22 protein-coding genes and 1 tRNA gene are annotated in these 25,695 nt (G+C 62.9%); 4 read left to right on the top strand and 19 right to left on the bottom strand.

Annotated features, from left to right (window positions below; translation table 11 throughout):
- Positions 1-125: 125 nt before the first annotated feature.
- The 3 genes from nrdE to nrdH are packed head-to-tail and all read right to left on the bottom strand — an operon-like array spanning position 126 to position 3,021.
- Positions 126-2,294 carry a class 1b ribonucleoside-diphosphate reductase subunit alpha gene (gene nrdE, locus FM101_RS05980; RefSeq protein WP_428844142.1) on the bottom strand — a complete coding sequence of 723 codons (2,169 nt, stop codon included), beginning with the start codon at positions 2,292-2,294 and terminating at the stop codon, positions 126-128.
- Positions 2,264-2,740, bottom strand: a complete 477-nt coding sequence (gene nrdI / locus FM101_RS05985; protein ID WP_143269231.1) for a class Ib ribonucleoside-diphosphate reductase assembly flavoprotein NrdI — start codon at positions 2,738-2,740, stop codon at positions 2,264-2,266. The genes nrdE and nrdI overlap by 31 nt, the downstream gene beginning before the upstream one ends.
- Before the next feature lie 38 nt (positions 2,741-2,778).
- Entirely contained in the window at positions 2,779-3,021 is a 243-nt protein-coding gene (gene nrdH, locus FM101_RS05990) for a glutaredoxin-like protein NrdH (RefSeq protein WP_086996998.1), read from the bottom strand.
- A gap of 427 nt (positions 3,022-3,448) precedes the next feature.
- On the opposite strand from nrdH, the gene poxB reads away from it, so the two are divergent.
- Positions 3,449-5,173, top strand: coding sequence for a ubiquinone-dependent pyruvate dehydrogenase (gene poxB, locus FM101_RS05995; RefSeq protein ID WP_086996903.1), 1,725 nt, complete (start codon positions 3,449-3,451; stop codon positions 5,171-5,173).
- A 57-nt stretch (positions 5,174-5,230) separates the two neighbouring features.
- Here poxB and FM101_RS16195 read toward each other — a convergent pair whose 3' ends face one another.
- Entirely contained in the window at positions 5,231-5,425 is a 195-nt protein-coding gene (locus tag FM101_RS16195) for an AMP-binding enzyme (RefSeq protein ID WP_428844143.1), read from the bottom strand.
- On the opposite strand from FM101_RS16195, the gene FM101_RS15930 reads away from it, so the two are divergent.
- Both FM101_RS15930 and betT read left to right on the top strand, forming a co-directional pair.
- Positions 5,348-5,515 (top strand): hypothetical protein, encoded by a 168-nt coding sequence (locus FM101_RS15930; protein WP_241895271.1) that lies wholly within the window; start codon positions 5,348-5,350, stop codon positions 5,513-5,515. The genes FM101_RS16195 and FM101_RS15930 overlap by 78 nt on opposite strands.
- Positions 5,516-6,799: 1,284 nt before the next feature.
- The gene (gene betT / locus FM101_RS06015) at positions 6,800-8,959 is read left to right on the top strand and encodes a choline BCCT transporter BetT (RefSeq protein WP_086997001.1); all 2,160 of its coding nucleotides are present in this window, start codon (positions 6,800-6,802) and stop codon (positions 8,957-8,959) included.
- Positions 8,960-9,051: 92 nt separating this feature from the next.
- On the opposite strand, the gene FM101_RS06020 is transcribed toward betT, so the two are convergent.
- The 13 genes from FM101_RS06020 to FM101_RS06080 all read right to left on the bottom strand — a co-directional run bounded on the left by FM101_RS06020 (position 9,052) and on the right by FM101_RS06080 (position 23,936).
- Positions 9,052-9,124 (bottom strand) — tRNA-Ala (locus tag FM101_RS06020).
- Between the two features lie 85 nt (positions 9,125-9,209).
- The gene (gene rsfS, locus FM101_RS06025) at positions 9,210-9,617 is read right to left on the bottom strand and encodes a ribosome silencing factor (RefSeq protein ID WP_086996914.1); all 408 of its coding nucleotides are present in this window, start codon (positions 9,615-9,617) and stop codon (positions 9,210-9,212) included.
- A gap of 39 nt (positions 9,618-9,656) precedes the next feature.
- Positions 9,657-10,784, bottom strand: coding sequence for a hypothetical protein (locus tag FM101_RS06030; RefSeq protein WP_086996916.1), 1,128 nt, complete (start codon positions 10,782-10,784; stop codon positions 9,657-9,659).
- 24 nt (positions 10,785-10,808) lie between these two features.
- On the bottom strand, positions 10,809-11,510 hold the full coding sequence (gene nadD, locus FM101_RS06035) for a nicotinate-nucleotide adenylyltransferase (protein ID WP_086996919.1): 702 nt from the start codon (positions 11,508-11,510) through the stop codon (positions 10,809-10,811).
- A complete protein-coding gene (locus FM101_RS06040) occupies positions 11,425-11,646 on the bottom strand; it encodes a hypothetical protein (RefSeq protein WP_086996922.1) in 222 nt (73 codons plus the stop codon). Before FM101_RS06040 ends, nadD begins: the two co-directional genes overlap by 86 nt.
- 101 nt (positions 11,647-11,747) lie before the next feature.
- On the bottom strand, positions 11,748-13,040 hold the full coding sequence (locus FM101_RS06045) for a glutamate-5-semialdehyde dehydrogenase (RefSeq protein WP_086996924.1): 1,293 nt from the start codon (positions 13,038-13,040) through the stop codon (positions 11,748-11,750).
- A 53-nt stretch (positions 13,041-13,093) separates the two neighbouring features.
- On the bottom strand, positions 13,094-14,293 hold the full coding sequence (proB, locus tag FM101_RS06050; protein ID WP_086996927.1) for a glutamate 5-kinase: 1,200 nt from the start codon (positions 14,291-14,293) through the stop codon (positions 13,094-13,096).
- Entirely contained in the window at positions 14,290-15,858 is a 1,569-nt protein-coding gene (obgE, locus tag FM101_RS06055; protein ID WP_086996930.1) for a GTPase ObgE, read from the bottom strand. Before obgE ends, proB begins: the two co-directional genes overlap by 4 nt.
- A 127-nt stretch (positions 15,859-15,985) precedes the next feature.
- Complete coding sequence (rpmA, locus tag FM101_RS06060; protein WP_086996933.1) at positions 15,986-16,240, bottom strand: 50S ribosomal protein L27; 255 nt, start codon at positions 16,238-16,240, stop codon at positions 15,986-15,988.
- A gap of 46 nt (positions 16,241-16,286) precedes the next feature.
- Entirely contained in the window at positions 16,287-16,595 is a 309-nt protein-coding gene (rplU, locus tag FM101_RS06065) for a 50S ribosomal protein L21 (RefSeq protein ID WP_086996935.1), read from the bottom strand.
- Between the two features lie 267 nt (positions 16,596-16,862).
- Positions 16,863-18,305, bottom strand: coding sequence for an APC family permease (locus FM101_RS06070; protein WP_086996937.1), 1,443 nt, complete (start codon positions 18,303-18,305; stop codon positions 16,863-16,865).
- 247 nt (positions 18,306-18,552) lie between these two features.
- Complete coding sequence (locus FM101_RS06075) at positions 18,553-21,957, bottom strand: Rne/Rng family ribonuclease (RefSeq protein WP_086996940.1); 3,405 nt, start codon at positions 21,955-21,957, stop codon at positions 18,553-18,555.
- 368 nt (positions 21,958-22,325) lie between these two features.
- Positions 22,326-23,936, bottom strand: coding sequence for a peptide chain release factor 3 (locus tag FM101_RS06080; RefSeq protein ID WP_086996943.1), 1,611 nt, complete (start codon positions 23,934-23,936; stop codon positions 22,326-22,328).
- 120 nt (positions 23,937-24,056) lie between these two features.
- Between FM101_RS06080 and FM101_RS06085 the strand changes: the two genes are divergently transcribed.
- Positions 24,057-24,704 carry a vitamin K epoxide reductase family protein gene (locus tag FM101_RS06085; RefSeq protein WP_179204252.1) on the top strand — a complete coding sequence of 216 codons (648 nt, stop codon included), beginning with the start codon at positions 24,057-24,059 and terminating at the stop codon, positions 24,702-24,704.
- Positions 24,705-24,788: 84 nt separating this feature from the next.
- Here FM101_RS06085 and ndk read toward each other — a convergent pair whose 3' ends face one another.
- Positions 24,789-25,205 (bottom strand): nucleoside-diphosphate kinase, encoded by a 417-nt coding sequence (ndk, locus tag FM101_RS06090; protein ID WP_086996949.1) that lies wholly within the window; start codon positions 25,203-25,205, stop codon positions 24,789-24,791.
- Between the two features lie 39 nt (positions 25,206-25,244).
- The gene (locus FM101_RS06095; protein WP_086996952.1) at positions 25,245-25,691 is read right to left on the bottom strand and encodes a DUF4233 domain-containing protein; all 447 of its coding nucleotides are present in this window, start codon (positions 25,689-25,691) and stop codon (positions 25,245-25,247) included.
- Positions 25,692-25,695 lie beyond the last annotated feature (4 nt).

Genomic DNA, 25,695 nt, shown 5'->3' on the forward strand with positions numbered 1-25,695 from the left:
TGCCTGTGTATTCCGTGAGCGGGACGACGGCGGGAAGATTCCCGCCGTCGTCCCGGTCCGGTGTCCTGGATGCCGGCTGACGGCGTCCAGGTGGAAGGACGAGGTTTATTCAGCGCCTGCGACTCCTAGAGTGCGCAGGAAACGCAGCCCTCAACCTCCGTGCCTTCCAGCGCGAGCTGGCGGAGGCGGATGTAGTAAAGCGTCTTGATGCCCTTGCGCCATGCGTAGATCTGCGCCCGGTTGATGTCACGGGTCGTGGCGGTGTCCTTGAAGAACAACGTCAGCGACAGGCCCTGGTCAACGTGCTGGGTTGCGGCTGCGTACGTGTCGACGATCTTTTCGTAGCCGATTTCGTAGGCATCCTGGTAGTACTCCAGGTTCTCGTTGGTCAGGTACGGAGCCGGGTAGTAGACACGGCCCAATTTTCCTTCTTTACGGATCTCGATCTTCGCGGCCACCGGGTGGATCGAAGAGGTCGAGTTGTTGATGTAGGAGATCGAGCCCGTCGGAGGGACGGCCTGCAGGTTCTGGTTGTAGATACCGTGCTCCATGATCGAAGCCTTCAGTTCCTCCCAGTCCTGCTGGGTCGGGATGTGCACATTGGCGAAAAGCTCGCGGACCCTTTCGGTCTGCGGAACCCATTCAGCCTGAGTGTACTTATCGAAGAACTCCCCCGAGGCGTACTTCGAATCCTCAAACCCATCGAAGGTTTCGCCCGTTTCCATGGCCAACTTATTCGAAGACTTCAGGGCGTGGAAGAGCACGGTGTAGAAGTAAATGTTCGTGAAGTCCAGGCCTTCTTCGGAGCCGTAGTGGACGTGTTCACGTGCCAGGTAGCCGTGCAGGTTCATTTGACCCAGACCGATGGCGTGCGACTGCTTATTGCCCTCAGCAATCGAAGGAACCGAACCGATGTAGGACATATCCGACACTGCGGAGAGCGCGCGAATCGCTGTCTCCACCGTGGCGCCGAGGTCAGGGGAATCCATCGCCTTGGCGATGTTCAGCGAGCCGAGGTTGCAAGAGATATCCTTGCCGATCTCCTCGTAGCCCAGGTCTTCCTTGTACACCGACGGTGAGGACACCTGCAGGATCTCCGAGCAGAGGTTGCTCATGATGACCTTGCCCTTGATGGGGTTGGCCCGGTTCACCGTGTCTTCGAACATCACATACGGGTAGCCCGATTCGAACTGGATCTCCGCGAGGGTCTGGAAGAACTCGCGGGCGTTGATCTTGGTCTTCTTGATCCGCGAATCATCGACCATTTCGTAGTACTTCTCCGTGACGGAGACGTCGGAGAAGGGGATGCCGTAGACGCGTTCGACGTCGTAGGGCGAGAAGAGGTACATATCCTCGTTCGTCTGGGCCAGCTGGAAGGTGATGTCGGGGACGACCACGCCCAATGAGAGGGTCTTGATGCGGATTTTCTCGTCCGCGTTCTCCCGCTTGGTATCGAGGAAGCGGTAGATATCCGGGTGGTGGGCGTGCAGGTAGACGGCTCCTGCACCCTGGCGGGCACCCAGCTGGTTCGCATAGGAGAAGCTGTCTTCAAGAAGCTTCATCACGGGGATGACGCCGGAGGACTGGTTCTCGATCTGCTTGATCGGGGCACCGTGTTCGCGGATGTTCGTCAGCGACAGGGCAACACCGCCACCGCGCTTGGAAAGCTGAAGCGAGGAGTTGATGCCACGGGCGATGGACTCCATGTTGTCTTCGACGCGCAGCAGGAAGCAGGAAACCAGCTCGCCGCGCTGGGCCTTGCCGGCGTTCAGGAAGGTGGGGGTGGCTGGCTGGAAGCGACCATCGATGATCTCGTCGACCAGTTGCGTGGCCAGCTCTTCGTTGCCACGGGCCAGGTGCAGGGCGACCATGCACACGCGGTCCTCGTAGCGTTCCAGGAAGCGCTTTCCGTCGAAGGTCTTCAGCGTGTAGGAGGTGTAGAACTTGAAGGCGCCCAGAAAGGTTTCGAAGCGGAACTTCTTCTTATAGGCATGTGCGTAGAGGCCGCGGACGAAGTTCATCGTGTACTGGTCGATGGTTTCGCGTTCGTAGTACTCGTGCTTCACGAGGTACTCGAGCTTCTCGTCGAGGTCGTGGAAGAAGACCGTGTTGTTGTTCACATGCTGCAGGAAGTACTGCCGTGCCGCCGCACGATCTGCGGCGAACTGGATCTTCCCCTCCTTATCGTAAAGGTTGAGCATGGCGTTGAGCTCGTGGTATCCCAAGCCCTGAAAGGCCTCAGGGACTTCCTTGGTGTCGGTCTTCACGGTTGGCTCTGCGACGGTGGTGTCCAAAACTCTTCCAATCCTTGGCGTACACGGGTGACGTCTTCCGACGTCCCCATGAGTTCGAAACGATATAGCACGGGAACCGAGCATTTGGCGGAGATCTTGTCTGCCGCCAAGCAGTAGGTGGTTCCAAAGTTGGTGTTGCCGGCGCCGATGACGCCGCGCAGCAGCTGTCGGTTTCCCTCGTTGTTGAGGAACCGGATCACCTGCGGGAGGATCGACCGCGCCCCTTTCTCCCCACCATAGGTGGGCAGAACGAGGACATACGGCTGAGAAGCCAGCAGTTCTGGTTCGCTGGCATAGAGGGGGATCTGCGCCGCTTCAAGCCCCAGTTTCTCCATGAACCGTTTCGTGTAGCCGGAAACGGAGGAGAAGTAGATCAGGGAACTCTCAGTGGTGTTTGCGGTGGCCGGACGCGTGGTCCGCTCCTCCACCGCGATGTCGCCAGACATGAGACCGGCCTCCAACTGCTGGTGATGGGTGTTGTTGCCTAGGCTACGTTCGAGGCGGCCATGGCCAGTTCCTCGATCTTGTCCGGGCGGAAGCCTGACCAGTGGTCGGCTTCGGTCATGACGACGGGGGCCTGCATGTAGCCGAGGGCCCGAACGCGCTCGAGGGCATCCGCATCCTGGGAGATGTCGACCTTCTGGTAGGCAATGCCCTTCTTGTCCAGCGCTCGGTAAGTGGCGTTGCACTGCACGCATGCTGGCTTGGTGTAAACCGTGACGGTCATGGCGTTGATCCCCTCGTACAAAATATGCGGTCTTCTTCGTGGTGTGTTCCCGGATTCCCGGGGGTCCGAAAGCGGGCCATCCGAGCGTTGGCGGGAGTAGAAACTGTTCCCGCCCCGTGGGGCGCTTCCTGAGATTTCAATACTACATGTAGTACAAGGTTCAGCAAGCAACCCCTATATGTTGTCTTACAAGTATGTCATTCCCCACGGCGTTAGTCCACAGCGGGTGTGGAGAAACGCATCCCTAATTGCCGCACGAATCCGGGGTTCAGGCAGCTCCATCCACAGGCTGTGCATGGAAGATGCCCACAAGCCAACAGCTGGTGTGTCGCTCCGCGACGGCGTGTCGCCACCTCCTCGGAAAAGCGAGGGTCGAAGGCTCAGCGGTAGGCTGGATTCAACCTCAGCGGAAGGAACTCTAACTGATATGACTACGGTCTCAGAACACATGATCGCCACCCTTCGGGCCAACGGCGTCCAACGAATCCATGGCGTCCCCGGAGACTCGCTCAATGGGATCACCGACGCGCTGCGCAAGGACGGGACGATTTCCTGGTCCAATGTCCGCCATGAAGAGGCCGCCGCGTTTGCTGCCGGGGCCGAGGCAACGATGACCGGGAACCTGGGCGTCTGTGCCGGCAGCTGTGGTCCGGGCAACCTGCACCTGATCAACGGGCTCTACGAGGCCAATAGATCACGTGTACCGGTTCTCGCCATTGCCGCACATATCCCCAGCGCGGAGATTGGCAGTAACTACTTCCAAGAAACACATCCTCAAGACCTCTTCAGCGAATGCTCGGTCTTCACGGAAATGGTCTCCACCCCAGATCAAATGCCGCGCTTGCTGGAAATTGCGATGCGGACCGCGATCGAAAAGCGTGGCGTTGCCGTGCTGGTCATCCCTGGCGACGTGGCACTGGCTCCGGCAACCAATGAGCGGATCACCCACATCCGCCGCTCCCACCCGGTCGTGGTGCCCTCGAGGGAAGAACTCGAAGAAGCGGCAGGCATTCTTAATGCTGGCTCCAAGGTCACGATCCTTGCTGGCGCGGGCGTGGCAGGTGCCCATGATGCCGTGGTGGGGCTGGCGGACACTCTCGGTGCACCTATCGTCCACGCCCTCGGCGGCAAAGAGCATATCGAATACGACAATGAGTTCGACGTCGGCATGACCGGGCTGCTCGGTTTCGCCTCGGGCTACCGGGCCATGGAAGACGCCGATACCTTGCTCATGCTGGGCACCGACTTCCCGTACCAGCAATTTTTCCCCTCCAAGGCCCGTATTATCCAGGTTGACCTTCGTGGCGAGCAGCTCGGCCGTCGTGCTCCGGTGGACCTCGGGCTGGTGGGCACGGTGGCCGACACCGCCGAAGCCCTCCAGCCGATGCTCAAGCGCAAGTCCCGCAGATCACATCTGAAGGATGCGCAGAAGCACTACCGCAAGACCCGCGAGAAGCTCGACGATCTGGCCACGAAGACGCGCAAGGGCAAACCGTTGCACCCGCAATTCGTTGCTCGGAGTCTGGATCGTCATGCCTCGGATGACGCTGTGTTCATTCCCGATGTGGGATCCCCGGTCATGTGGGCCTCCCGTTACCTGACCATGAACGGCCGGCGCCGTCTGTTCGGATCCTTTGCCCACGGGTCCATGGCCAACGCGCTCCCCCAAGCCATCGGAGCACAGTCAGCGGCACCGGGCCGTCAGATCGTTGCCATGTGTGGTGACGGCGGTTTGTCGATGCTCATGGGCGAGTTGCTCACCGTGGTCCAGTCGAAGCTGCCGGTAAAGATGGTGGTCTTCAACAACTCCTCACTGAACTTTGTGGAGCTGGAGATGAAGGCGGCAGGATTCGTGAATTATGCCACCGACTTGGAGAACCCGAACTTTGCCGAGGTGGCCAACGCGGTCGGGGTTCTCGGTATCCGGGTGGAAAGCTCTGCCGATCTGGATGCGGCCCTGAAGAAGGCCCTGGCCCATGACGGACCAGCACTCGTTGATATCGTCACGGCGCGTCAGGAACTGACCATGCCACCGAACGTCACCGCTGAACAGGCCAAGGGGTTCGCCCTGTATGCCGTACGAACGGTCATGTCCGGCAGAGGCGACGAGCTATTGGACCTCGCGGCGACGAACTGGCGTCAACTCTTCTAGTGCCGGATCTGGTCTGCGTGGAGCTCGGAAAACGGAGCTCCACGCGGGCCGGCCTCTCTATTCCAGCTGGGCCCTGACCTCGTTCTTACGTATCTTTCCGGTGACCGTCTTCGGAAGCTCCGCAAAGACCCGCACCATCTTGGGCACCTGGAAACGCGCAAGGTGCTGCGTGGCGTGGGAGACGACTCGTTCCTCCAGTTCTCCGGCTATCGAGGAGGCGTTCTCACCACCGGACGTGATGATCTCCTTCAGCCGGTCGGAGAACCAGAGGACGGCATCTTCGATGACTCCTTGGCCTGCGGGTTCTTCCAGTATCCGGAGCAGACATTCGGGGACCTGTAGGCAATCTCAACAACTTCACCGGCAGAGAGTCCCCTTCCAGTCGGGTCCATCATGCCGACCAGCACGGGTGGCGTTTGAATTCCCCAAAAGTTTGAGGCGTTCTGTAGATGGGCCGGCCTCTGCATGGCGGTGACCGGCAATACTTCCGTCTGTCCGGAGCTGGGGATGACTGCTGCCGGCGGATACATCGCGTCCACGCGTTCGAGTAGTTCCGTGACATCGGCAATATCATCATGTGGGTCAACGGAGGATTGGAACCCCGGTTCTCACGAACGGCACTCGAATTGCTCAGCGAGGCAATGGTCACCGACAGATGGCTGGTTAGCGTCTCTTTCGGGCGCGTAGTCGTCCCTCACATGTAAAGGCACTGGACACTGTCCCGGCCGTCGATGAGTACGTGCATCGGATCAGGTGTGGCGCCTTCCACCAGGTCATCCCAACCCTTGGGTCGCTCTTTTGGTCACCGCCGATGGGTCTTGACCGCCCACACGTCGCGGACTCGTTCCGCAGTTTTCTTCGACACCGAAGCAGGACCGCAGCCGCATCACTCGGCAGCGATTGCTCGAGGCGATCCTCGTCTGCCTGGCCGATGAAGGGGTGGCAGCCGGCAACCGACAGCACCACGTCCTCACCCGGGAGGATCTGATCCTTGCGGCACTGGACGACATGGTCGAACGCCGTAGGGCCCTCGCCGTTGACGCTCCCCCTATCGGGGGATGGAAGCGGAACAGATCGAGGCCATCGTGAATTTTTTGCCGATCCGTATACCGGAACCCTGTGTCGCGCCGCGCTCCACGTGTCGACGGTCGTCGCCGTGGGTCAGACTCTCCGTGGGCGGATCATCCCCTTGGAACGGCAAGCTGGTCGCGATATGCACCGGCTGGCGCTGCAACTGCTCGATGTTGACGACAGCGACCTCGTGATGTCCGCATGGTTAAACCAGCTGGACGTGGCTCTCGGTCAAGCACGAGGGCGCTTCCCCGCTCCTCACGACGAGAGGGCCTGGCCTCTCCTCCCCGGGCTCAACTACCCGGGTCGGCGCTACCGGGTTAGCATGGACTCGCCGCGTATTACTACCGGGTAGCCCGCACGCCTTCTTCCTGCCGTAGGGAGAATACACCCGTTGCAGAGCGGAACAGTCTTCGCCATTGTTCCGACGCGAAGGAGTACTGATTGACTGACGCAGAAGAGCCCCCCGAGGGTTCAGCCGAACGACCTCACCCCAGGATCGACCGCAGCCGTTTCGGCATCGCAGGCCGCCGCAGGGAGCCCGACGCTCAACACATGCGTCCCCCCATTTCCAGCAGCGAACTGAGCAAGGGACCCGTCGAGCTCTCCGAGCACCGCGGGCCCCGGGTCAATTGGCGCGTCTTCGTCACCTCTTCGGCGATCATTTTGGGTTTCTCGGTCTGGGCGATGCTCTTACCGGATCAGGCGTCGGCGACCATGCAAGCTGCCGTGACGTGGATCTCGACCAATCTGGGGTGGTTCTACGTCGTAACGATCACCCTGGTCATCCTCTTCGTCCTCTGGGTGGCGCTCTCCAAGGAAGGCGGTGTCCGGCTGGGGCCGGACCATTCTCGCCCGCAGTACAACCTCTTCACCTGGGTAGCCATGTTGTTCGCAGCCGGGGTCGGCATCGACATGCTCTTCTACTCGGTCACCGGCCCCATCACCCAGTTCATCACCCCACCCTCGGCCACTCCCGAATCGGCTGAAGCCCTCCAGGACTCGGTAATTTGGACGATGTTCCACTATGGAGTCGCCGGTTGGTCGATGTACGCCCTGCTGGGCATGGCCATGGGCTACTTTGCCTATCGGTGGGGCATGCCCCTGTCGATTCGTGCGGTGCTATATCCGCTCTTGGGCAAACGCGTACGGGGGGCCGCAGGGGATGTCATCGATATCTTCGCTCTGGTGGGGACCGTCTTCGGTGTGGCCACGTCCATGGGGATCGGGGTCGTGCTCCTCAACGTCGGTTTTTCCTGGCTCTTGGGTATTCCCGAGGGGCTGGCATTGCAGATCGCCTTGGTGCTCGTCGCCGTCATCATGACCGTGGCCGCCTGCGCCTCGGGGGTGGATAAGGGGATCCGGCTCATCTCCGAGCTCAACCTCTGGGCCGCCGGCGCCATGATGCTCTACATCTTGATTACCGGCAAGACCGCTTTCCTGCTCAACGCGATGGTCGAAAATATCGGCAGGTTTGTCCTCACCTTGCCCGAGCGCACCCTAAAGACCTTCGCCTACACCGATGGTGGCAGTGAGTGGATGGGAAGTTGGACGCTCTTCTTCTGGGCCTTCTGGCTCGCCTGGGGGCCCTTCGTCGGGCTCTTCCTGGCACGGATCTCCCGTGGCCGCACCCTCCGTGAATTCGTGATTGCTGCGATCACCGCACCGGTCCTCTGCGATTTCTTCATCGTCACGATCTTCGGCAATAGTGCCCTCCGTCAGGTGCTGGAGGGAAACACCGACTTCGCCGAGCTGGCCATGGATAGTCCCGAACATGGCTGGTATGCCCTCTTGGAGATGTTTCCCGGCGCCCCCTTCCTGATCGGCTTGGCCACACTTTCCGGGATGCTGTTCTACCTGACCAGCGCGAATTCTGGTGCCATGGTCATGGCGAATTTCTCCTCCTCGATTCCAGATCCTTCAGTGGACGGGGCGAAATGGTTGCGGATCTTCTGGGCGGTACTCACCGCGGTGCTCACGGTTTCGATGATCGTTGCCGGAGGGGTGACAACCATGGAACACGCGACGCTGATCTTCGCGTTGCCGGTGACCATCATCAGTTATTTGGTCATGGCCTCCTTTTCCAAGGTCCTGCGGATGGAACGGGCCGAACGAGAGGGGCAGGTGCGGCGCCGGCGCTCGATGGCCATCCATGGCGGCCAGACCCCAGAGAAGACCTGGCGTCAGCGCCTGGCCCAGCTGCGTTCGTACCCGTCCAAGAAGGCCGTGGCACAGTTCGCTGACCGTGTGGTGGAACCTGCGTTGCAGGAAGTGCTCAACGAATTCAACGGTTTGGGCTACGACGCCGAACTGACGAGCGAACCCAATCTCGAAACGGGCATCAGCGAGCACACCCTGCTGGTCAACATGGAAGACCACCGGAATTTCCACTACCAGGTAGCTGCCGTCGAAGCGCCGGCACCGATGTTCGGCGGGCGCAGCATGTCGCGACAGATCGACGTCTACTACCGGCTGGAGGTCTTCACCCAGACGGGAACCGAGGGCTATGACCTGATGGGTCTGACGGAGCAGCAGATCATCAATGATGTCCTGGACCGGTACGAGGCACATCTGGGGTTCCTCCACTACTCCAACGAGCATGACTACGCCTCGGTCCTCACCCCGGTCATGCCGACCACGACGGGAACCATTCCACGGATTCCAGCATCGGCCGATGACGTTGAACCTCTTGAAGAAGATCGACCCCAGCACTAATCCGGGTCGACGCGGCAGGCAGCTCAATGACCCCGGACAGAGAAGGAGCCCCATCCGCAGATGGGGCTCCTTCTTTGATGTCTCAATTTCGGTGGAGGTAAGGGGATTCGAACCCCTGACCTTCTGCATGCCATGCAGACGCGCTACCAACTGCGCCATACCCCCGAAAGGGAGTTGCCGGTTTCGTTTCCGTCCGGACAACTCATCCATCATAGGGCACGGAATTTAGCCCGCGCAAATCGACGGCAGCTTACTGTGCGGTGGTCTCCGGCTCGTCGGTGGTGGCCACGGTTCGGGCTTCGACGGGCAGTTCGATGGCGGGGCAGTCGCTCCACAAACGATCCAGCGCGTAGAAGACTCGATCTTCTTGGTGCTGAACGTGGATGACGACGTCGATGTAATCCAGCAGGACCCAACGGCCGAGTCCCCTGCCCTCACGGCGGACGGGGCGTAGGTCATACTTTTCGATCAGGGCTTCTTCGATGCCGTCGACAATGGAGTTGACCTGGCGCTCGCTATCTGCCGAAGCGATCAGGAAGGCATCCGTGATCCCCAGGCGTTCGCTGACGTCTAGGGCAATCTGGTTCTCTGCGAGTTTCTCCGCCGCGGCCAATGCTGCGGTTTGGATAACGTTCAGTGAGTATTCTGTTGCAGCCATGTGGCTCCTCGGGTCATGGTGCTGGTCGTCGGAGGACGACTAGCCGTGGGTAGTGATCAAGATGATGCCGGTCGTGAGGGCTGCGGCACCCACGAGGAGTACCCCGAGGACTGTCCAGGCCCAGATATTCGCCCGCCTGGCCCCGCCCGTTTGGTAGTCCAGGGGGTCCAGGCCCTGGGCCGACCTGGCGCTCACGGGCTGGCGGGCAGCGTCGCGACCTGGTTCATCGGAAAACGGAGCCGAAGGCTCCCGCTCTTCGGGCTTCGCCCCGACGTTCTCGGACACGGCCCCGGGAGTCGGCGCCTCAACCGCGGGTCCTTTGCCGGTCGCGGGTATTTGGAGATGGAAGCCACTCGTCTCCGGGGCGTTGATCCCGGTATTGGCCAGATCTCTTTCGGCTTTTTCCCGCCGCAGCCGGTCCATGGCCCCGGTGAACGGGTCGCCAGCCTGCTCGTCCTGGTTCCGGGTGGAGTGGGCTCGTTTCAGTCGTTCGCGTTCGGCCACCCGTCGGCTGATGATGGCCGCTCGTGCTGCGAGTTCACGCTGTTTGGCGAGGATCTCTAAATCGTCATGTTCTTCCTCGGCCTCGGCCCCGGCTTTCACCGGCTGTTCGAAGACCGTTTGGCGACGTGCTTCCAGGGCTGCTTCGACGCTGAGCGAGTCCTGCGTCTCGACGGGATCCTGGACAGTTTGCGACGCGGGCTCCGCGCTGGGAGTAACCTCTGCCGCTGGTTCTTCCGTTGCGGCGGCAGCCCGTGCAGCTGCCAGGGCCTGAAGCCGGAGTTGGCGTCGGGTCAGTGGGGCTGGTTCGTCCCCGCTGGGCTGGCTGCTGGCCGGTGCGGCAGGTGGCTGTGCCGCGGCTTCGCGACGTGCCTTCAATGCTTCGCGGTCCCGGGCCCGCTGCAGGGAGCTGCGCTCACCCGGTTCACTCTGCTCTTCGCGTTCGGGCACCATATCGAAGGGGACGTCCGCGGCGCGTCTGCTGCGGTTGGCCTTGGTGACGCGATCGAGCTCGTTGGTGTCCCCGGATGAGCGCGGTTCCGGCTGCGCAGCAGCGTCTTCCCCCGGGACTTGCCCACGATCGTGGCCGCCGTCAGCGCTTTCGCTGACACGGCGTTGTTCACGCAGGGATCGCCGCGTTGGCGTACGTCCCAAATCGTCGCTCATGTTGTCCATTCCAGGCAATCCCCCTCAGGTGTCGCCGTCGTAGTGATACAACTCGTATTTCGCAATGTACTGAACCACCCCATCGGGCACCAGATACCAGACCGGCTTATTCGCCTTGACCCGGTCCCGGCAAGCCGTCGAGGAGATGGCCATCGCCGGAACTTCCAGCAGGCTGATATCCGTCCGGCCCAGATCCGGGAGTTCATGTCCCGGACGGGTGACACCGACGAAATGCGCCAGGCTCCACAGTTCGTCAATGTCCTTCCAAGACATAATCCGCTCCAGCGCGTCGGCCCCGGTGATGAAGAACAATTCGGCGTTCGGCCGAAGCCGGCGTAGATCCCGCAAGGTATCGATGGTGTAGGTCGGGCCCGGGCGGTCGATATCCACCCGGCTGACCGTAAAGCGCGGGTTCGATGCCGTAGCCACCACCGTCATCAGGTAGCGGTGTTCGGAATCGGCAACGTCTTGACCCGACTTCTGCCATGGCTGCCCCGTGGGAACAAAGACGACCTCGTCCAAGTCGAACTCCGCGGCCACTTCGCTGGCAACCACTAGGTGCCCGTGGTGGATGGGGTCAAAGGTACCCCCCATGACACCAAGACGGACCGGCCTCTGGGACCCGACCGCCTGCGATCTACTAGTGATCGTCGTGGCCGTGCTTGTTCGAGAACTGCTTGTGGACGTCCTCGGCTTCGATCTGTCCTTCGTGCCGGTTGCCGACATTCGTGAAGGAAACAGCGACGAAAAGCAGCAGGAGGAAGAAGGCGAAAATTCCTCCACCGATAAGATAGGGCCAGTTTCCGGCGCTTTCGGCCTCCGCGCCGCTTGCCATGACCGTACCCAAGACCTGCGTGAGCATTTTTCTCCTTCGTGCCCGTCGTCGACCGGCGCCCCCAACGGGCGATGCGATCCGTCGATCGTCTGATGTCTGCCTACCATCCTACCCACCTGCGAGGCACTCTACGAACGGATGTGGCCATCTCCTTGAACAATCCATTTCGTCGTCGTCAACTCGCGTAGACCCATCGGACCCCGGGCGTGAACCTTCTGTGTTGAGATCCCCACTTCGGCCCCCAATCCCAGCTGGCCACCGTCGGTGAATCGTGTCGAGGCGTTGACGATGACCGCCGCAGAATCGATCTCTGCGACGAACCGTTCGGCGTGAGCGAGATCATTGGTCAGGATGGCTTCGGTGTGACCGGTGGTCCAGGTACGGATATGTTCCAACGCAGCATCGAGATCGTCGACGACGGCCACCGCCAAGTCCAGGTCCATATACTCGCGGGCCCAATCCTCCTCGGTTGCCGGGATGGCGCGGAGCCCCTCCATGAGTGCCATCGCTCGTTCATCACCGTGCAAGGTGACTCCCGCCTGAGACAGGGCCTTGAGAACCTCGGGCGCGGCCGGAGCCTGCGCATGCAGAAGCAAGGTCTCCACGGTATTGCACACGGAGGGCCGCTGGGTTTTGGCGTTTAGCAGGATCGCTGCAGCAGATTCGGCCGAAGCCGAGGCGTCGACGAAGATATGGACGTTGCCCTCCCCCGTTTCGATGACCGGGACCTGGGCGTTCTGCAGCACCGTCTGGATCAGATCGTGACCGCCACGCGGGATCAGGACATCAACTTTGCCGCGGGCACCCATCAACGCCGTGGCCCCCGCCCTGCCGAAGTCATCCACGCTCTGCACGATATCGGCGGGCAAACCCACCGACTCGAGGGCGTCACGAATCAAGTACAACAACGCCTCGTTGGACCGTGCTGCAGCCGATCCACCCCGCAGCAGAACCGCGTTACCACTCTTCAAGGCCAGACCGGCGATATCCACGGTGACGTTGGGGCGTGCCTCGTAGATGGTGCCGAGTACCCCCATCGGCACGTGGACCTGCCGCAGGCGCAGTCCGTTGGGCAGCGTCTGTCCGCGCTGCACGGTACCCACCGGGTCCGGCAGGCCCGCAAGTTCCTCGAGGGCCGCCATCAGGGCGTCGATGCGGGCGTCGTCGAGTTTGAGCCGGTCCAGCAGGCCATCGGTCGTGCCTGCCGCCCTGCCACGTTCGAGATCCTCGGCGTTGGCGGCCTTCACGGAGGCCCGCCGCTCGTCCAGGGAAGCGGCGATAGCCCGTAGGGCTCGGTCTTTCCAATCCCGGGTGGCCCGGGCCAACACGCGGGAAGCTTGTCGGGCGCGATCGGCCCGCAGCCCGACCTGACGGGCAATATCTTCGGTTGGACTGGTGGAATCGGTAACGCTCTGGCTCATGACCCAAGCCTAGTCGGCCCGACCGGAGCCATGCCGATTGTTGAGCAACAGTGTTAAGGCTTCGGTTCCGTGGGCGGCAGGGTCTGCTTCTTGCGGGTCCGCCCCCCTGGCCTGAGCACCACGAGATCGTCGATGTGGACGACTTCGCGTTCGTAGTGGGACCCAAGGCTCTTGGCCAGTTCCCGGGTGCCACGTCCCAGCATTTCCGGCAGTTCCTTGGAAGCGTAGTTCACCAATCCGCGGGCAACCACTTTTCCTTCGGGATCGGTGATCTCCACGGCGTCCCCTGCTTCGAAGTTCCCGCTCACGGAGGTAATACCGGCAGGCAATAATGAGCGCGCGCCCGAAACAACGGCGGCGACGGCACCGTCGTCGAGCGTTAGGCCGCCCTGGGTGTTGGCCAATTGGGCCAGCCAGAGCATCCGGGCCGGACGGCGTCCGCCGCGGGCGGAGAACCACGTCCCGACGTCCTCCCCTGCCAGGCCACGGCCTGCCTGTTTTGTCGACGTGATCAGGGTGGGGATCCCCGAATCGGCGGCCATGGTGGCTGCCTCAACTTTGGTGACCATGCCCCCGGTGCCCACGCCGGAGCCACCGGTCGTCCCAATGCTGACCCCGTCGAGGTCCGCGGCGCTACCCACGTCAGCGATACGGCTGGCCCCTCTCGTCGGCGGGCCGTCATAGACGGCATCGACATCCGAGAGCAGGACCAAGGCATCGGCCTTCACCAGGTGGGCCACCAGAGCGGCAAGCCGATCATTATCTCCGAAACGGATCTCATGGGTCGCCACGGTGTCGTTCTCATTGACGACCGGGACCACACCCAACGTGAGTAGACGGCCCAGGGCCCGGAACGCATTGGCATACTGTTGACGCCGAATCAGGTCATCCGCGGTGAGCAGGACCTGGGAAACGGTGATTCCGTGGGCGCCGAAGGCCTGCGTGTACTTGGCCATCAGCAGCCCTTGACCGACACCGGCGGCCGCCTGCTGGGTGGCCAAGTCACGTGGCCTGCGGGTTAGACCCAACGGGGCGATCCCTGCGGCAATGGCGCCCGAGGACACCAGAATCAGTTCGATCCCCCGATTGCGAACAGCTGAGAGTTCAACGACCAGCCGATTGAGGGCATCCTCGGAGATCCCGCCGTTGACAGTCGTCAGCGAGGAGGAACCGACCTTCACCACGATCCGTGTCGCCTCGGTGAGTTGCGAGCGACTCCGGATCGAGGAGGGAAGGCGGTTCTGTCGGTTCACTTCCCGCTGTCCTTGGGCGAACTCTGATGCTTATAGTTCACGGACTCCGTCCACACGCCTGACTTGCGCTCGCGCTCCAATTCCGCGCGGGCTGCGGCACGCGCATCCTTGCGTTCTTGGTGGTCCTGACGCTTCTGTTCACGGGTGGGACGGCTGGCGTCCTCGAACCGGTCATCCTGGCCTCGACGGGAGCCCAACAGTTCTGCGCCGGCAGCCATGGTCGGTTCCCAATCGAAGATCACGCCGTTGTCATCGTCACCGATGACCACGGCATCCCCTGGCTTGGCCCCTGCCTTGAACAGCTTGTCTTCGACACCGATCTTTGCCAGCCGGTCAGCCAAATAGCCGACGGCTTCGTCATTGCTGAAATCGGTTTGCTTGACCCAACGCACCGGTTTTTCGCCCTCGACCCGGAACAGCGGTTCGAGGTTTCGTTCCTCACGGTGGATGGTGAAGGGGGCACGGTTCACTGCGCGGGGTCGCAGGACGGGAACCTCGACCTGGGGCAGCTCCTCGGTCGACTTTTTGCGTGCTTCGGTGACGAGCTCAGCCATGGCATAACCCAGTTCCTTCAGCCCGGTCCTGGCCAACGCCGAGACCTCGAAGACCCGGTAGCCCCGCCCTTCCAGATCGGCACGGACGAATTCGGCCATCTCCGAACCATCGGGCATGTCGGTCTTATTCAAGGCGACCAGCCGAGGCCGCTCGTTCAGCGGGACCACGACACCGTCGGCGCCCGCGTAGCTGGAGTCGGTGGCATAGGCGGCCAGTTCTGCCTCGATGGCTTCCAGATCGCTGAGCGGGTCACGGTCAGATTCCAGCGAGGCGCAGTCCAAGACATGAACCAGCGCGGCGCAGCGTTCGACGTGACGCAGGAACTCGTGCCCGAGGCCCTTGCCCTGGCTGGCCCCGGGAATGAGCCCCGGCACGTCAGCGACCGTGAATCGGACCTCCCCGCTCTGGACGACGCCCAGGTTGGGGATCAGCGTGGTGAACGGGTAGTCGGCGACCTTGGGCCGGGCCGCAGACATGGCGGCAATCAGACTGGATTTTCCGGCTGAGGGGTAGCCGACCAACGCGATATCGGCGACAGACTTCAGCTCCAGGACGATGTCCTGCTCCGCCCCGGGGACACCCAAGAGGGCGAAACCTGGTGCCTTGCGTTTTTGCGAGGCAATGCCTGCGTTACCGAGGCCACCCATGCCGCCGGCTGCGGCGACATACTCGGTCCCGGCGCCGACCATATCGGCCAAAATGTTCCCGGCACGGTCTTTGACCACGGTGCCATCGGGTACCGGAAGGATCAGCGTCTCACCGTTGCGCCCGGGCTGCATATCGCCCTTGCCCGGTTCGCCGTTGCCGCCCTGGCGGTGGGGGGAATGGTGGTAGGAGAGCAACGTGGTGGTCTGGGGGTCGACGCGGATGATCACGTCGCCTCCGTTGCCGCCGCTGGCGCCGTCGGGCCCGCCGAGCGGCTTGAACTTCTCCCGACGGATCGACACGCAGCCGTGCCCTCCGTTTCCGCCGGAAACGTGAAGGACTACGCGGTCTACGAACGCTGCCACTACTGGGACTCCTCTATTGGGTGCCGCTACGGTCCTGCTGGTCCGTGATGCGGCCGGTGAAAAAAAGAACTGGAGGGCAGGCCAAACGGCCCGCCCTCCAGTCTAGCTAAAATCTGTACTACAGAAATTAGCCGGCATCTACGATGTTCACGACACGACGGCCGCGACGGGTGCCGAACTCTACCGAGCCGGCTGCCAGTGCGAACAGCGTGTCGTCGCCACCACGGCCGACGTTGGCGCCGGGGTGGAAGCGCGTGCCGCGCTGGCGAACAATGATTTCACCGGCGGAAACGACCTGGCCTCCGAAGCGCTTGACGCCCAGGAACTGAGGGTTGGAATCGCGGCCGTTGCGAGTGGAACTCGCGCCCTTCTTACTTGCCATTGAATGTGCCTACCTTTGAATCGTGGGTGATCTGGTCTCCGTCGCCTTAGGCGATGGAGGTGACCTTGACCTTGGTCAGTGCGGAACGGAAACCCTGACGCTTCTTGTAGCCGGTCTTGTTCTTGTACTTCTGGATGACGATCTTCGGGCCGCGGAGGTTCTCGAGAACCTCGGCGGTCACGGTGACCTTCGCCAGGTCGGCAGCAGCGGAGGTGACCTTCTCGCCATCTACCAGAAGCAGTGCTGGGAGCTCAATGGTTCCACCAGCTGCCTCGGGGACGCGGTCAAGGGTCACCCAGTCTCCTACGGAAACCTTTTCCTGCCGGCCGCCTGCGCGGACAATCGCGTACACCACTTGGGAACTCACTTCTCTCGACGTCTATTACTCTTACTGCGCACATTCCACCGGACCAAACGATCGGGGATAAGCGCTGTGCTGTCACGCCGAGCGGAAAATCCGATGAGCGGCGCATGCACCGAGGATCCAGATTACGCTATTTCGGTCCGCGGGAGCAAATACATCCTCCGACGGCGGGTCGTCAAGACCCCCGTGAGGCTGGAGCACCTTTCTACGTTACCTTCTCAGCCCCGACACCGCGAACGGCAGGCAACAACGGCTGCCTCATTTTCTTCCGGTCAAAGAGGAGATCGTCTCCCCCTCCACGCCGGGCAGCGTGTCCAGAATGGCGTTGACGTCGGTGCCCCGGCGTTTCCCCAGACGGGAATAGATCGTGAAGACCACCAGCCCGATGGCCAGCCACGGAAGGTAGATGGCCAGGGTGGTCAGTTCGTGGAAACGCCCAGTGAAGAGGGCACCCCAATTCGCCGCCTGGGAGAGCAAGGCCACCGACCCGAGCCCGGCGATGATGATCGGAAGATAGAACCAGGGGCCGGGAGAGAACGCTGCCCGGGCGGCAAACCCGGGTTTCTTGGCGTAGATATAGCCTGCAGCCACCGCCACGCCCAGGTAGGCGACGAGGTAGCTAAAGGTGGCGATGGACAACGCCTGGTCCAGTCCCCCACTCCAGAACATGAGCGCACAAGCACAAATATAGAGCGTCAGCAGCGACCAGTGCGGGGTACCGAACCGCCGGTTTACCGTGGAGAACCAGCGGGGGAAGATTTCATCCCAAGACCATGAATAGGGGATCTTGATGGCCGCTGCCATCACTGCGTGGACACTGGTGGCGGTGGCCAGTAAGCCTCCGATGGCGACCACAATGACTGCGGTATCCCCCATGAAGGTTTGGGCTGCGGTCACCAATGGCCGATCGGAGTTGGCCAGAATCGTGTAATCGCCCACCACCCCGTAGATCACCACGGCGGTCAGCATGAACAGGACCACCAGCACGAAGGTCCCTCCGAGCATCGCCAACGGCAGGTTGCGTCCTGGGTTTTTGATCTCAGCCCCCATCTGTGCCGCGACCTCGATGCCGATGAATGCGTAGAACAGAGGCACGAGGGAGCCGACGAATCCGCCGGCGCCACCGGTGAAGAACGGCTGGTAGTTGGCGGTGTCGATGGAGAACACCCCGGGGATGACCAGCACCAGGATTGCTGCCACCAGAAGTCCGAACATCGCGTTTTGCGAGACGCTATACCCCTTGACGCCGCCGAGATTGACGATGAAGAGCACGGTGAGCAGGACGAAGCCGGAGACGGCGGGGTCCACCGTCGGATAGAAGACATTGAGGTAGCTACCGAACCCGATGGCCAGCACGGCGTCGGTCGCAATGTAGCCCAACCATTTCGTCCACGTGACCACGAAGCCCAGGAAACGGCTGTTGAAGGTGCGCGAAAGGTAGGTATAGGCGCCTCCGGCTGCCGAAAAGATGGTGCCCATCCAGCTGTAGTACGTGGCAATGCACAGGGCGATGATGCCGGTGACGGCAACCCCGAGGATCACGCTGGGACCCGTGGTGGTGCTCGCTGTTCCCAGGGTGACGAAGAGCCCGGCTCCGAGGGTGCCGGCGACGACGGTAGCAATGGCGCAGGCCAAGCCCATGCTTCGGGGCAAGCCGGTTTCCCGGTGACCCATCACCTGTTTGGTGCTGTTGCCGGACATCGTTGTCCCACCCATCGATCGGTTGGGATGTTCACGAACCGTGAGGGTGGATGCCGTTGCCGGCCGACCGGTCCCTGAGCATCAGGGGTGGGCCATGTTTAGCATGGGGCTCCGCACCGGTCAATGATCCTGCGGGGCGTGAGCGCAACCGGGAACTCAGGCTGCCCCACGACGGTGGGCGGGCCCCGGATCAACCAGGGCCCGCCCACACAGGTACTCTTCTGGACGGGTGAACCGTCCGTTGCGGTTACAGCTCGGAGGCCGGCACTCCCACCCCGAACATCATCGGCGCGTCTTCGGCGGCCTTCTTCTTCGCCCCAGGCTCCGAAGACTCGAGCTTGGCGACGTGACTCGTTCCTGCCTCAGGGGACGACGACGTGGCCTCCACCCGTTCGATCGGCATATTCGCGCCGCCCTGGGCGCTGGATGCCGCCCGACTGCGCCGCGGACGGCGGGCCGGGGTACTGGCCACCGGTTGTGCTGCCGGTGCCGGTGTCAGTTGTGCTGCCGGTGCCGAATCAACGGCAGGTGCCGGCGGCTGTACGGCGGCCGGCTCACGAACCGGCTCCGGTGCTGCGCCGAAGGCAGCACTCAAAGATTCCAACGTCAGATCAGGGGTCTGTGTTGGTGCCGTGGCCCGACGGCTCCGACGTGCCCGCGGCAGTCGGACGTCCTCGCCGGCGATGCTCACCACGGGGCCATCACGATCTACCTCGGTCTCCTGTGCGGCATCGCTGCTTCCGGCGTTGCCGGCCTGCGGGCGTTCCTCCGGCTGGTGGGAGCTGGAGGCCGCGGGGCCACCGGTGGTGCTGGCACTGCCGGCGGTTTCGACCGTCTGCTCCCCCGACCCGCTGGTAGGCGACATCTCGGCCGAACCGGCACGGCCGCGGCCGCGTGAGCGGCCCCGTCCACGGCGACGCGATCCGCTCTCGGAGCCGTCTTGAGCCTCAACGGGTGCCGTCTCGCCGTGGCTGGAAGCACCGGCGTCGTTCCCGTCGCGCTGCTTGGTTCCCCCGGTCTGCTCATGCGAGGCCTGGGTAGCGGCGGCGATGGAAGCCAAAGCGGCCCGGGTCGTTTCGGCCTTGGCTTCCGCCTCGGGGTCATGCTTCTTCGGTTCGGGCGCCGAGGGCTCGGTGGCCTGATCGGTGACCTGATCCCCGCCCTTGCCGTGACGGTTGCCGCGCTGTTTGCGGTCGTTCCGCTTCTGGTTGTGCTGTTCGCTCTGCTGGCTCGTGGACCGACGGTGTTCCACGGGCTCGTCATGGGTGACGACTCCGCGACCGTTGCAGGCTTCACAGTTTTCGCTGAAGACCTCCAAGAGTCCGGTGCCCATCCGTTTGCGGGTCATCTGCACCAGCCCCAGGGAGGTGACTTCGGCGACCTGGTGCTTGGTCCGATCCCGGCCCAGGCATTCCACGAGCCGACGCAGGACCAGGTCCCGGTTGGCTTCGAGAACCATGTCGATGAAGTCGATGACGATGATCCCGCCGATATCTCGCAGCCGCAGCTGGCGGACGATTTCTTCGGCGGCTTCGAGGTTGTTCTTGGTGACCGTTTCCTCGAGGTTTCCGCCGCTGCCGGTGAACTTGCCGGTGTTCACGTCCACCACGGTCATGGCTTCGGTCCGGTCGATGACCAGCGAACCACCCGAGGGAAGGAAGACCTTGCGGTCCAGGGCCTTGTGGATCTGTTCCTCGAGTCGGCGGGCGGTGAAGATGTCCTCATCGCTCGTCCACTTCTCCAACCGGTCCAGCAGGTCAGGCGCCACATAGGTGACGTAGGCCTCGATGGTGTCCCAGGCGTGTTCTCCCGAGACGATCAGCTTGGAGAAGTCTTCGTTGAAGACGTCGCGGACGACCTTGATGGTCAGGTCAGGTTCCGCGTACAACAGTTCGGGCGGGGTGGTCTTCGTCGACGTGGACTTCGCCTCGATTTCTTCCCACTGGGCGCGCAGGCGGTTGATGTCGTTCATCAGCTCCTGCTCGCTGGCCCCCTCCGCGGCGGTGCGTACGATGACGCCGGCGTTTTGCGGCAGGTGATCCTTGAGGATCTTCTTCAGCCGGTTGCGTTCGACGTCGGGCAGCTTCCGGGAGATGCCGGTCATCGACCCCCCGGGGACATACACCAGGTAGCGCCCTGGCAGCGAGATCTGGCTGGTCAGCCGGGCCCCCTTATGACCCACCGGATCCTTGGTGACCTGCACCAGCACCGGGTCCCCTGACTTCAGGGCATGTTCAATACGCCGTGGCTGGCCTTCGAGCCCTGCCACATCCCAGTTGACCTCACCGGCATAGAGCACGGCGTTGCGACCCCGTCCAATATCAATGAAGGCTGCCTCCATGGACGGCAGGACGTTCTGGACCTTGCCCACGTAGACGTTGCCGATGAGCGAATCCTGCTGGGTTTTGGAGACGAAGTGCTCTGCCAGAACACCATCTTCCAGCACCCCGATCTGGATGCGCTCGTCGCGCTGGCGGACGACCATCTGACGGTCCACCGATTCGCGGCGGGCCAGGAACTCCGCCTCGGTGATCACGTGGCGGCGACGACCGGAATCCCGGGAATCACGGCGACGCTGGCGTTTGGCCTCGAGCCGGGTGGAGCCCTTGACGCTGGTGACCTTATTCGACGGGGCCGGGTCGGCGGCGGCGCGGGGACCGCGCACGCGGGTCACGGTGTTGGGCGGATCGTCATCGTTGCCGCCGGTCAGTTCCAGGTCCGCGTCACCGCGGCGACGCCGCCGGCGGCGTCGCGAGCTGGATCCCGACTCGTCACTGGTTTCCTCGGAGTCGGCGCGCTCCTCCCGGTTCGGTGCTTCCTCGCGGGAACGCGACCGGTTGCGGCGGCTGGAACGGTTGCCCGTACCCGCATCCTGCCCGTCCTCGGAGGAACCTTCCTCGGTGGCCCGGGTACCGGGGGCAACTGCTGCCAGGTCGGGGGCCTGGAAGAGGACGGAGATCGCCGAGTCGGGGACAGCAAACGGGTCTGCGGTCGTGGCCGGCGCGGTTTCATCGGCGGCGGGGTTTTCCGTCACAGCCTCGGGCACGGTATCTGCTGCTGCCGGGCTATCGGCCTCTTCGGCGGCGGGGGTGGCTTTCGTGCTGGTGGCGCCTGCCCGGGACTTGCGGGCCGGGGCCTTGCGGGTCCGGGTGGTCTTGGCCGGGGCTTCGGCGGCGTCGGGGGTCTGCCCCGCGCCGTCGAGATCCGTGGTGCTGGCGGCTTCGGGCGTGTCTGCGGTGACAGCGGTCGCCGCTGAGGTGCCTGCCGGTTTGCGGGTCCGCGGTGCGCGGGCCGGCTTCTGGGGCAGTTCTTCCGTCTCGGCCGTTTCGGAGGCCTGCTCCGTGCTGGCCGCAGCGGCGGCAGGTTTCCGGGTCCGTGGTGCACGGGCCGTCTTCTTGGCCGGTGCGGCCGCGGTCTTTTCGGGCTCGGCTGCGGTTTCAGCAGCTGCCGGGTCCGCGGCAGCAACCGTTGCGGCGACTTCTTCGGTGGCCGGGGCGGCAGCGGCCGCCGGTTTACGGGTCGTGGCGCGTTTGCGTGGCGCCCGCTTGGCTGGTGCCGCTGTCTGGGGTGCTTCGATACTCTCGGCGGCGTCGTCATTCAACGGGAGGGACGATTGTGCCGGCCCATTCTGCTCTTCGTTCGTTGCTTCCATGAAAGGCCATGCTCCTAGCCGGAGTACCCTCCACAGCCGGGACGCCGGCGATCGGTTCGGGAACCGCGGCCTCGTCGGCCATCCGATCCCCGGAAGTCAGTTTTCTTATCTCCCGAGGTGCACCAACGTCGGCGGGTGCGGCGGCCCGGGAAACCAACCCAGTTCCCCGGGCGAGCCGCTTTCTGTTGCGGCGACCGTCCGCGGTTTTCATCCGCCGGCATCGTGGTCGATGCCTACGGTGATCCATCGCGTGAGGGCCCGGAATCCTGTGGTTGGGCTGGAAGCAAACTGTGGATTCACCACCAACCAACGCCATTGTCTCATACGCGTTCAATCATGAGCCGGTCGCCACGTTCTCTACCGAAGGATCAGACGGACGCGTCCTGGTTGACCCCGATCTGCGTCAGCGGGAGGTCCGGGTAGTTCTTGGCTACCCGGCGCAGCGCCCACACATCGTTGAACAACGCCAAATATTCGCCATCCGAACGGATGATCACCTCGACCCCCCGAACCGGGGCGAGCGTCGTCATGGCTTCCTTGGTGGTCAGCCGTGCCAAGGAGTATCCGAGGGTCTCCATCCGCATGGGGGCGTTGAAGTCTTGGGCCATCCTGTCCTGGACCACCTCGAACTGCATGGGTCCGACGGCGGCCAGAACGGGGGCCTGGTCTCCGCGCCGGTCCGAACGCAGGACCTGGATGATGCCTTCGTGTTCGAGCTGGTCGATGCCGCGGCGGAATTGCTTATAGCGGCTGGGATCCTTCGCGTGGGCGACGCGGAAATGTTCGGGGCTGAAATAGGGAATGGGCGGATAGGTCACCGGGGTGTCCTCATAGAGGCTGTCTCCGACCCGAAGCGCCGAGGCGTTGACCAGCCCGACCACGTCTCCCGGCCAGGCCTGGTCGATCACTTCGCGGTCCCTGCCGAACAGGTGTTGGGCATATTTGGTGGCGAACGGCTTACCGGTGTTGGCGTGGGTGACCACCATGCCGCGTTCGAAGATTCCCGAGCAGACACGGATGAAGGCCACATGGTCGCGGTGGGCCTGGTTCATGCCGGCCTGGACCTTGAAGACGAAGCCGGAGAAGGGGGCATCGACCGGACGGACTTCCCCGTCTGCGTCGGCGCGCGGTGCGGCCGAGGGGGCCAAATCCACCAGGGCGTCCAGGATCTGACGGACCCCGAAGTTCTGTGCGGCCGAAGAATAGAGCACCGGGGTTGCGGTGCCGGCATGGAAACCATCCAGGTCGAATTCTCCTGAGCTTTCCAGCAGCGAAGCCTCATCCAGGGCGTCGGACCACAGTTGCCCTTCGACGTCCTGGGCTTCCTCGGGGGTGAAATGTTCCTCCAGGGCCAAGGAGGCCCCACTGGAGTTACGGGTAAAGCGGACGTATTCGTTTTTCCGCAGATCCGCGACGCCGTGGAACTCTCCGGCAATGCCTACCGCCCAGGTCAAGGGCATGGGCCGCAATCCGGTCCGTTCGGTGATCTCGTCCATCAACTCCAGGGATTCCAGCCCGGGGCGGTCCCATTTGTTGATCACGGTGATAATCGGCAGGTTCCGTTGCCGGCACACCTCGAAGAGCTTCATGGTCTGGACTTCCAGCCCCTTGCCCGCATCGATCAGCATCACCGCGCAGTCCACGGCAGCCAGCACCCGGTAGGTGTCTTCCGAAAAGTCAGCGTGGCCCGGAGTGTCGACCAGGTTGATCACGGTGTCACGGTATTCGAACTGCAAGGCGGTGGAGCTGATCGAAATACCGCGATCCTTCTCCATTTGCATCCAGTCGGAGACGGTGTCTTTGCGGTTGGATTTGCCGTTGGTTGCCCCGGCGGTGCCGATCACCCGTGCATGGAGTGCCAGCGCTTCGGTGAGGGTGGATTTGCCCGCATCGGGGTGCGAGATCACCGCAAAGGTACGACGACGGGAGGACTGGTCGATGATCTGGGGATCAGCGGCCTTGGCGGGAATCTGCGACACTACACTTCTTTCACGTTGGAGAACTCTGCCAGTCTACCGTCCGTGGCGTGGCCTCCGGGCCCTAGAATCGAAGTGGATGGCGGCAATCGCCACGACACCGACAGACCCGAGGAGCCCCGCGTGGCCCAGCATGCCCCCAGTAGGAACCAGCCGGACGGCACCTCGATCCGGCCAGCCCGCGAGGATCTTCCCGGCTACGCCAAGACCCCCATTTTCGGGTGGATCCTGGCCATCACCGGTTTCGTCAGCTGGATCGCCTCCTCGGCGTTGACGCTTGAACGGCTGGAAATCTACAAGAACCCGGACTACGTCACCTCCTGCGATATGAACCCTTTCGTATCCTGCGGAAGTGTCATGCGCACGGCACAGGCGGCCCTCTTCGGCTTCCCCAACCCGCTGATTGGTGTTGCCGGATTCGCGGTGCTGACCGCGATCGGCATCACCCTCATCGCCGGGGCCACACTGCCGCGCTGGTACTTCGTGGGCCTGCAGATCGGCGTCACGCTGGCCATGGCCATGATCGGCTGGCTGTGGTTCCAGGCCCTCTACGTCATCGGGATCCTCTGCCCCTACTGCATGGTCGTCTGGGCCATGATGATCGTCGTGTTCACCTACACGACCGCCCGGAACATCAGCCACGGGGTTATTCCGGCACCCGCCGGTGTGCGGAAGTTCCTGGCGGAATGGCATTGGGTGATCGTCTCGCTGATCGTCCTGCTCTGTGCCGGGTCCATCCTGATCACTTTCGCCAAGGTGTTCTTCGGCTAGAACGAACCCTTGCCGCGAACGACGTCGGCCGCCGCTCCCCTGGACGGGGGGCGGCGGCCGATTCTGCGGGGGCACTGGTTCGGGCTAGGAGAACCAGATCCCGATTTCGCGTTCTGCCGACTCGACCGAGTCGGACCCGTGCACCAGGTTCTGCTGGACCTTCAGGCCCCAGTCGCGGCCGAGGTCACCACGGATGGTGCCGGGGGCAGCTGCGGTCGGCTCGGTGGCGCCGGCCAGTGAGCGGAAGCCTTCGATGACGCGTTCGCCTTCGAAGATGGCGGCGACGACCGAGCCGGAGAGCATGAATTCCACGAGCGGCTCGTAGAACGGCTTGCCGACGTGCTCTTCATAATGAGCCTCGAGGATCTCGCGGGTGGCCTGGACCTGCTTCAATTCGACCAGGCGGTAGCCCTTGGCCTCGACACGGGCCAAGATGGTGCCGGTCAGCTGGCGCTTCACGCCATCGGGCTTGACCAGGACGAGGGTGCGTTCTGTGGACACGGAGGTGCTCCTTCTGTGGTGCGGGGATCTATGACCAGTCTAGTGGTCGGTTTCGGGCTCGGGGTTCGCGGCTTCCCATTCGGCTTGCAGCCGGTCCCGTTCGGCGTTCTCCAGGTCGATGGACCTGCCCTTGGTGACGGCATACCACCAGCACAAGGCGAACAGGACCCCGATGAAGAACATGGAGGCATCCACGAACCCGAGCAGGATCAGCAGGATCTGGACGATCCATCCGATCCAGTAGCCCAGGGGTTTGTTCAGGAAAGCGCACGCAATAATGCACACGGCCATGATCCACCCACCGGTCAAAAAGATCAGCAGGGGGTCGATCGTGTCCCGGTAGAGGCCGAAGACGGCCAGCGTCGCGAACAGGGCGACGCCGGCTTCGAGCACCAGAACGGTGGAGGCAAAGAGCACCCGTGTCGAGCGGCGCTTCTTTTTCATCCCGGGGCGCCAGGCGCGTTGGGCTTTGGTCATGCGTGCCATGTTC

The organism is Arthrobacter rhombi, assembly GCF_900163545.1.
GTDB classification, from domain to species: Bacteria; Actinomycetota; Actinomycetes; order Actinomycetales; family Micrococcaceae; genus Arthrobacter_H; species Arthrobacter_H rhombi_A.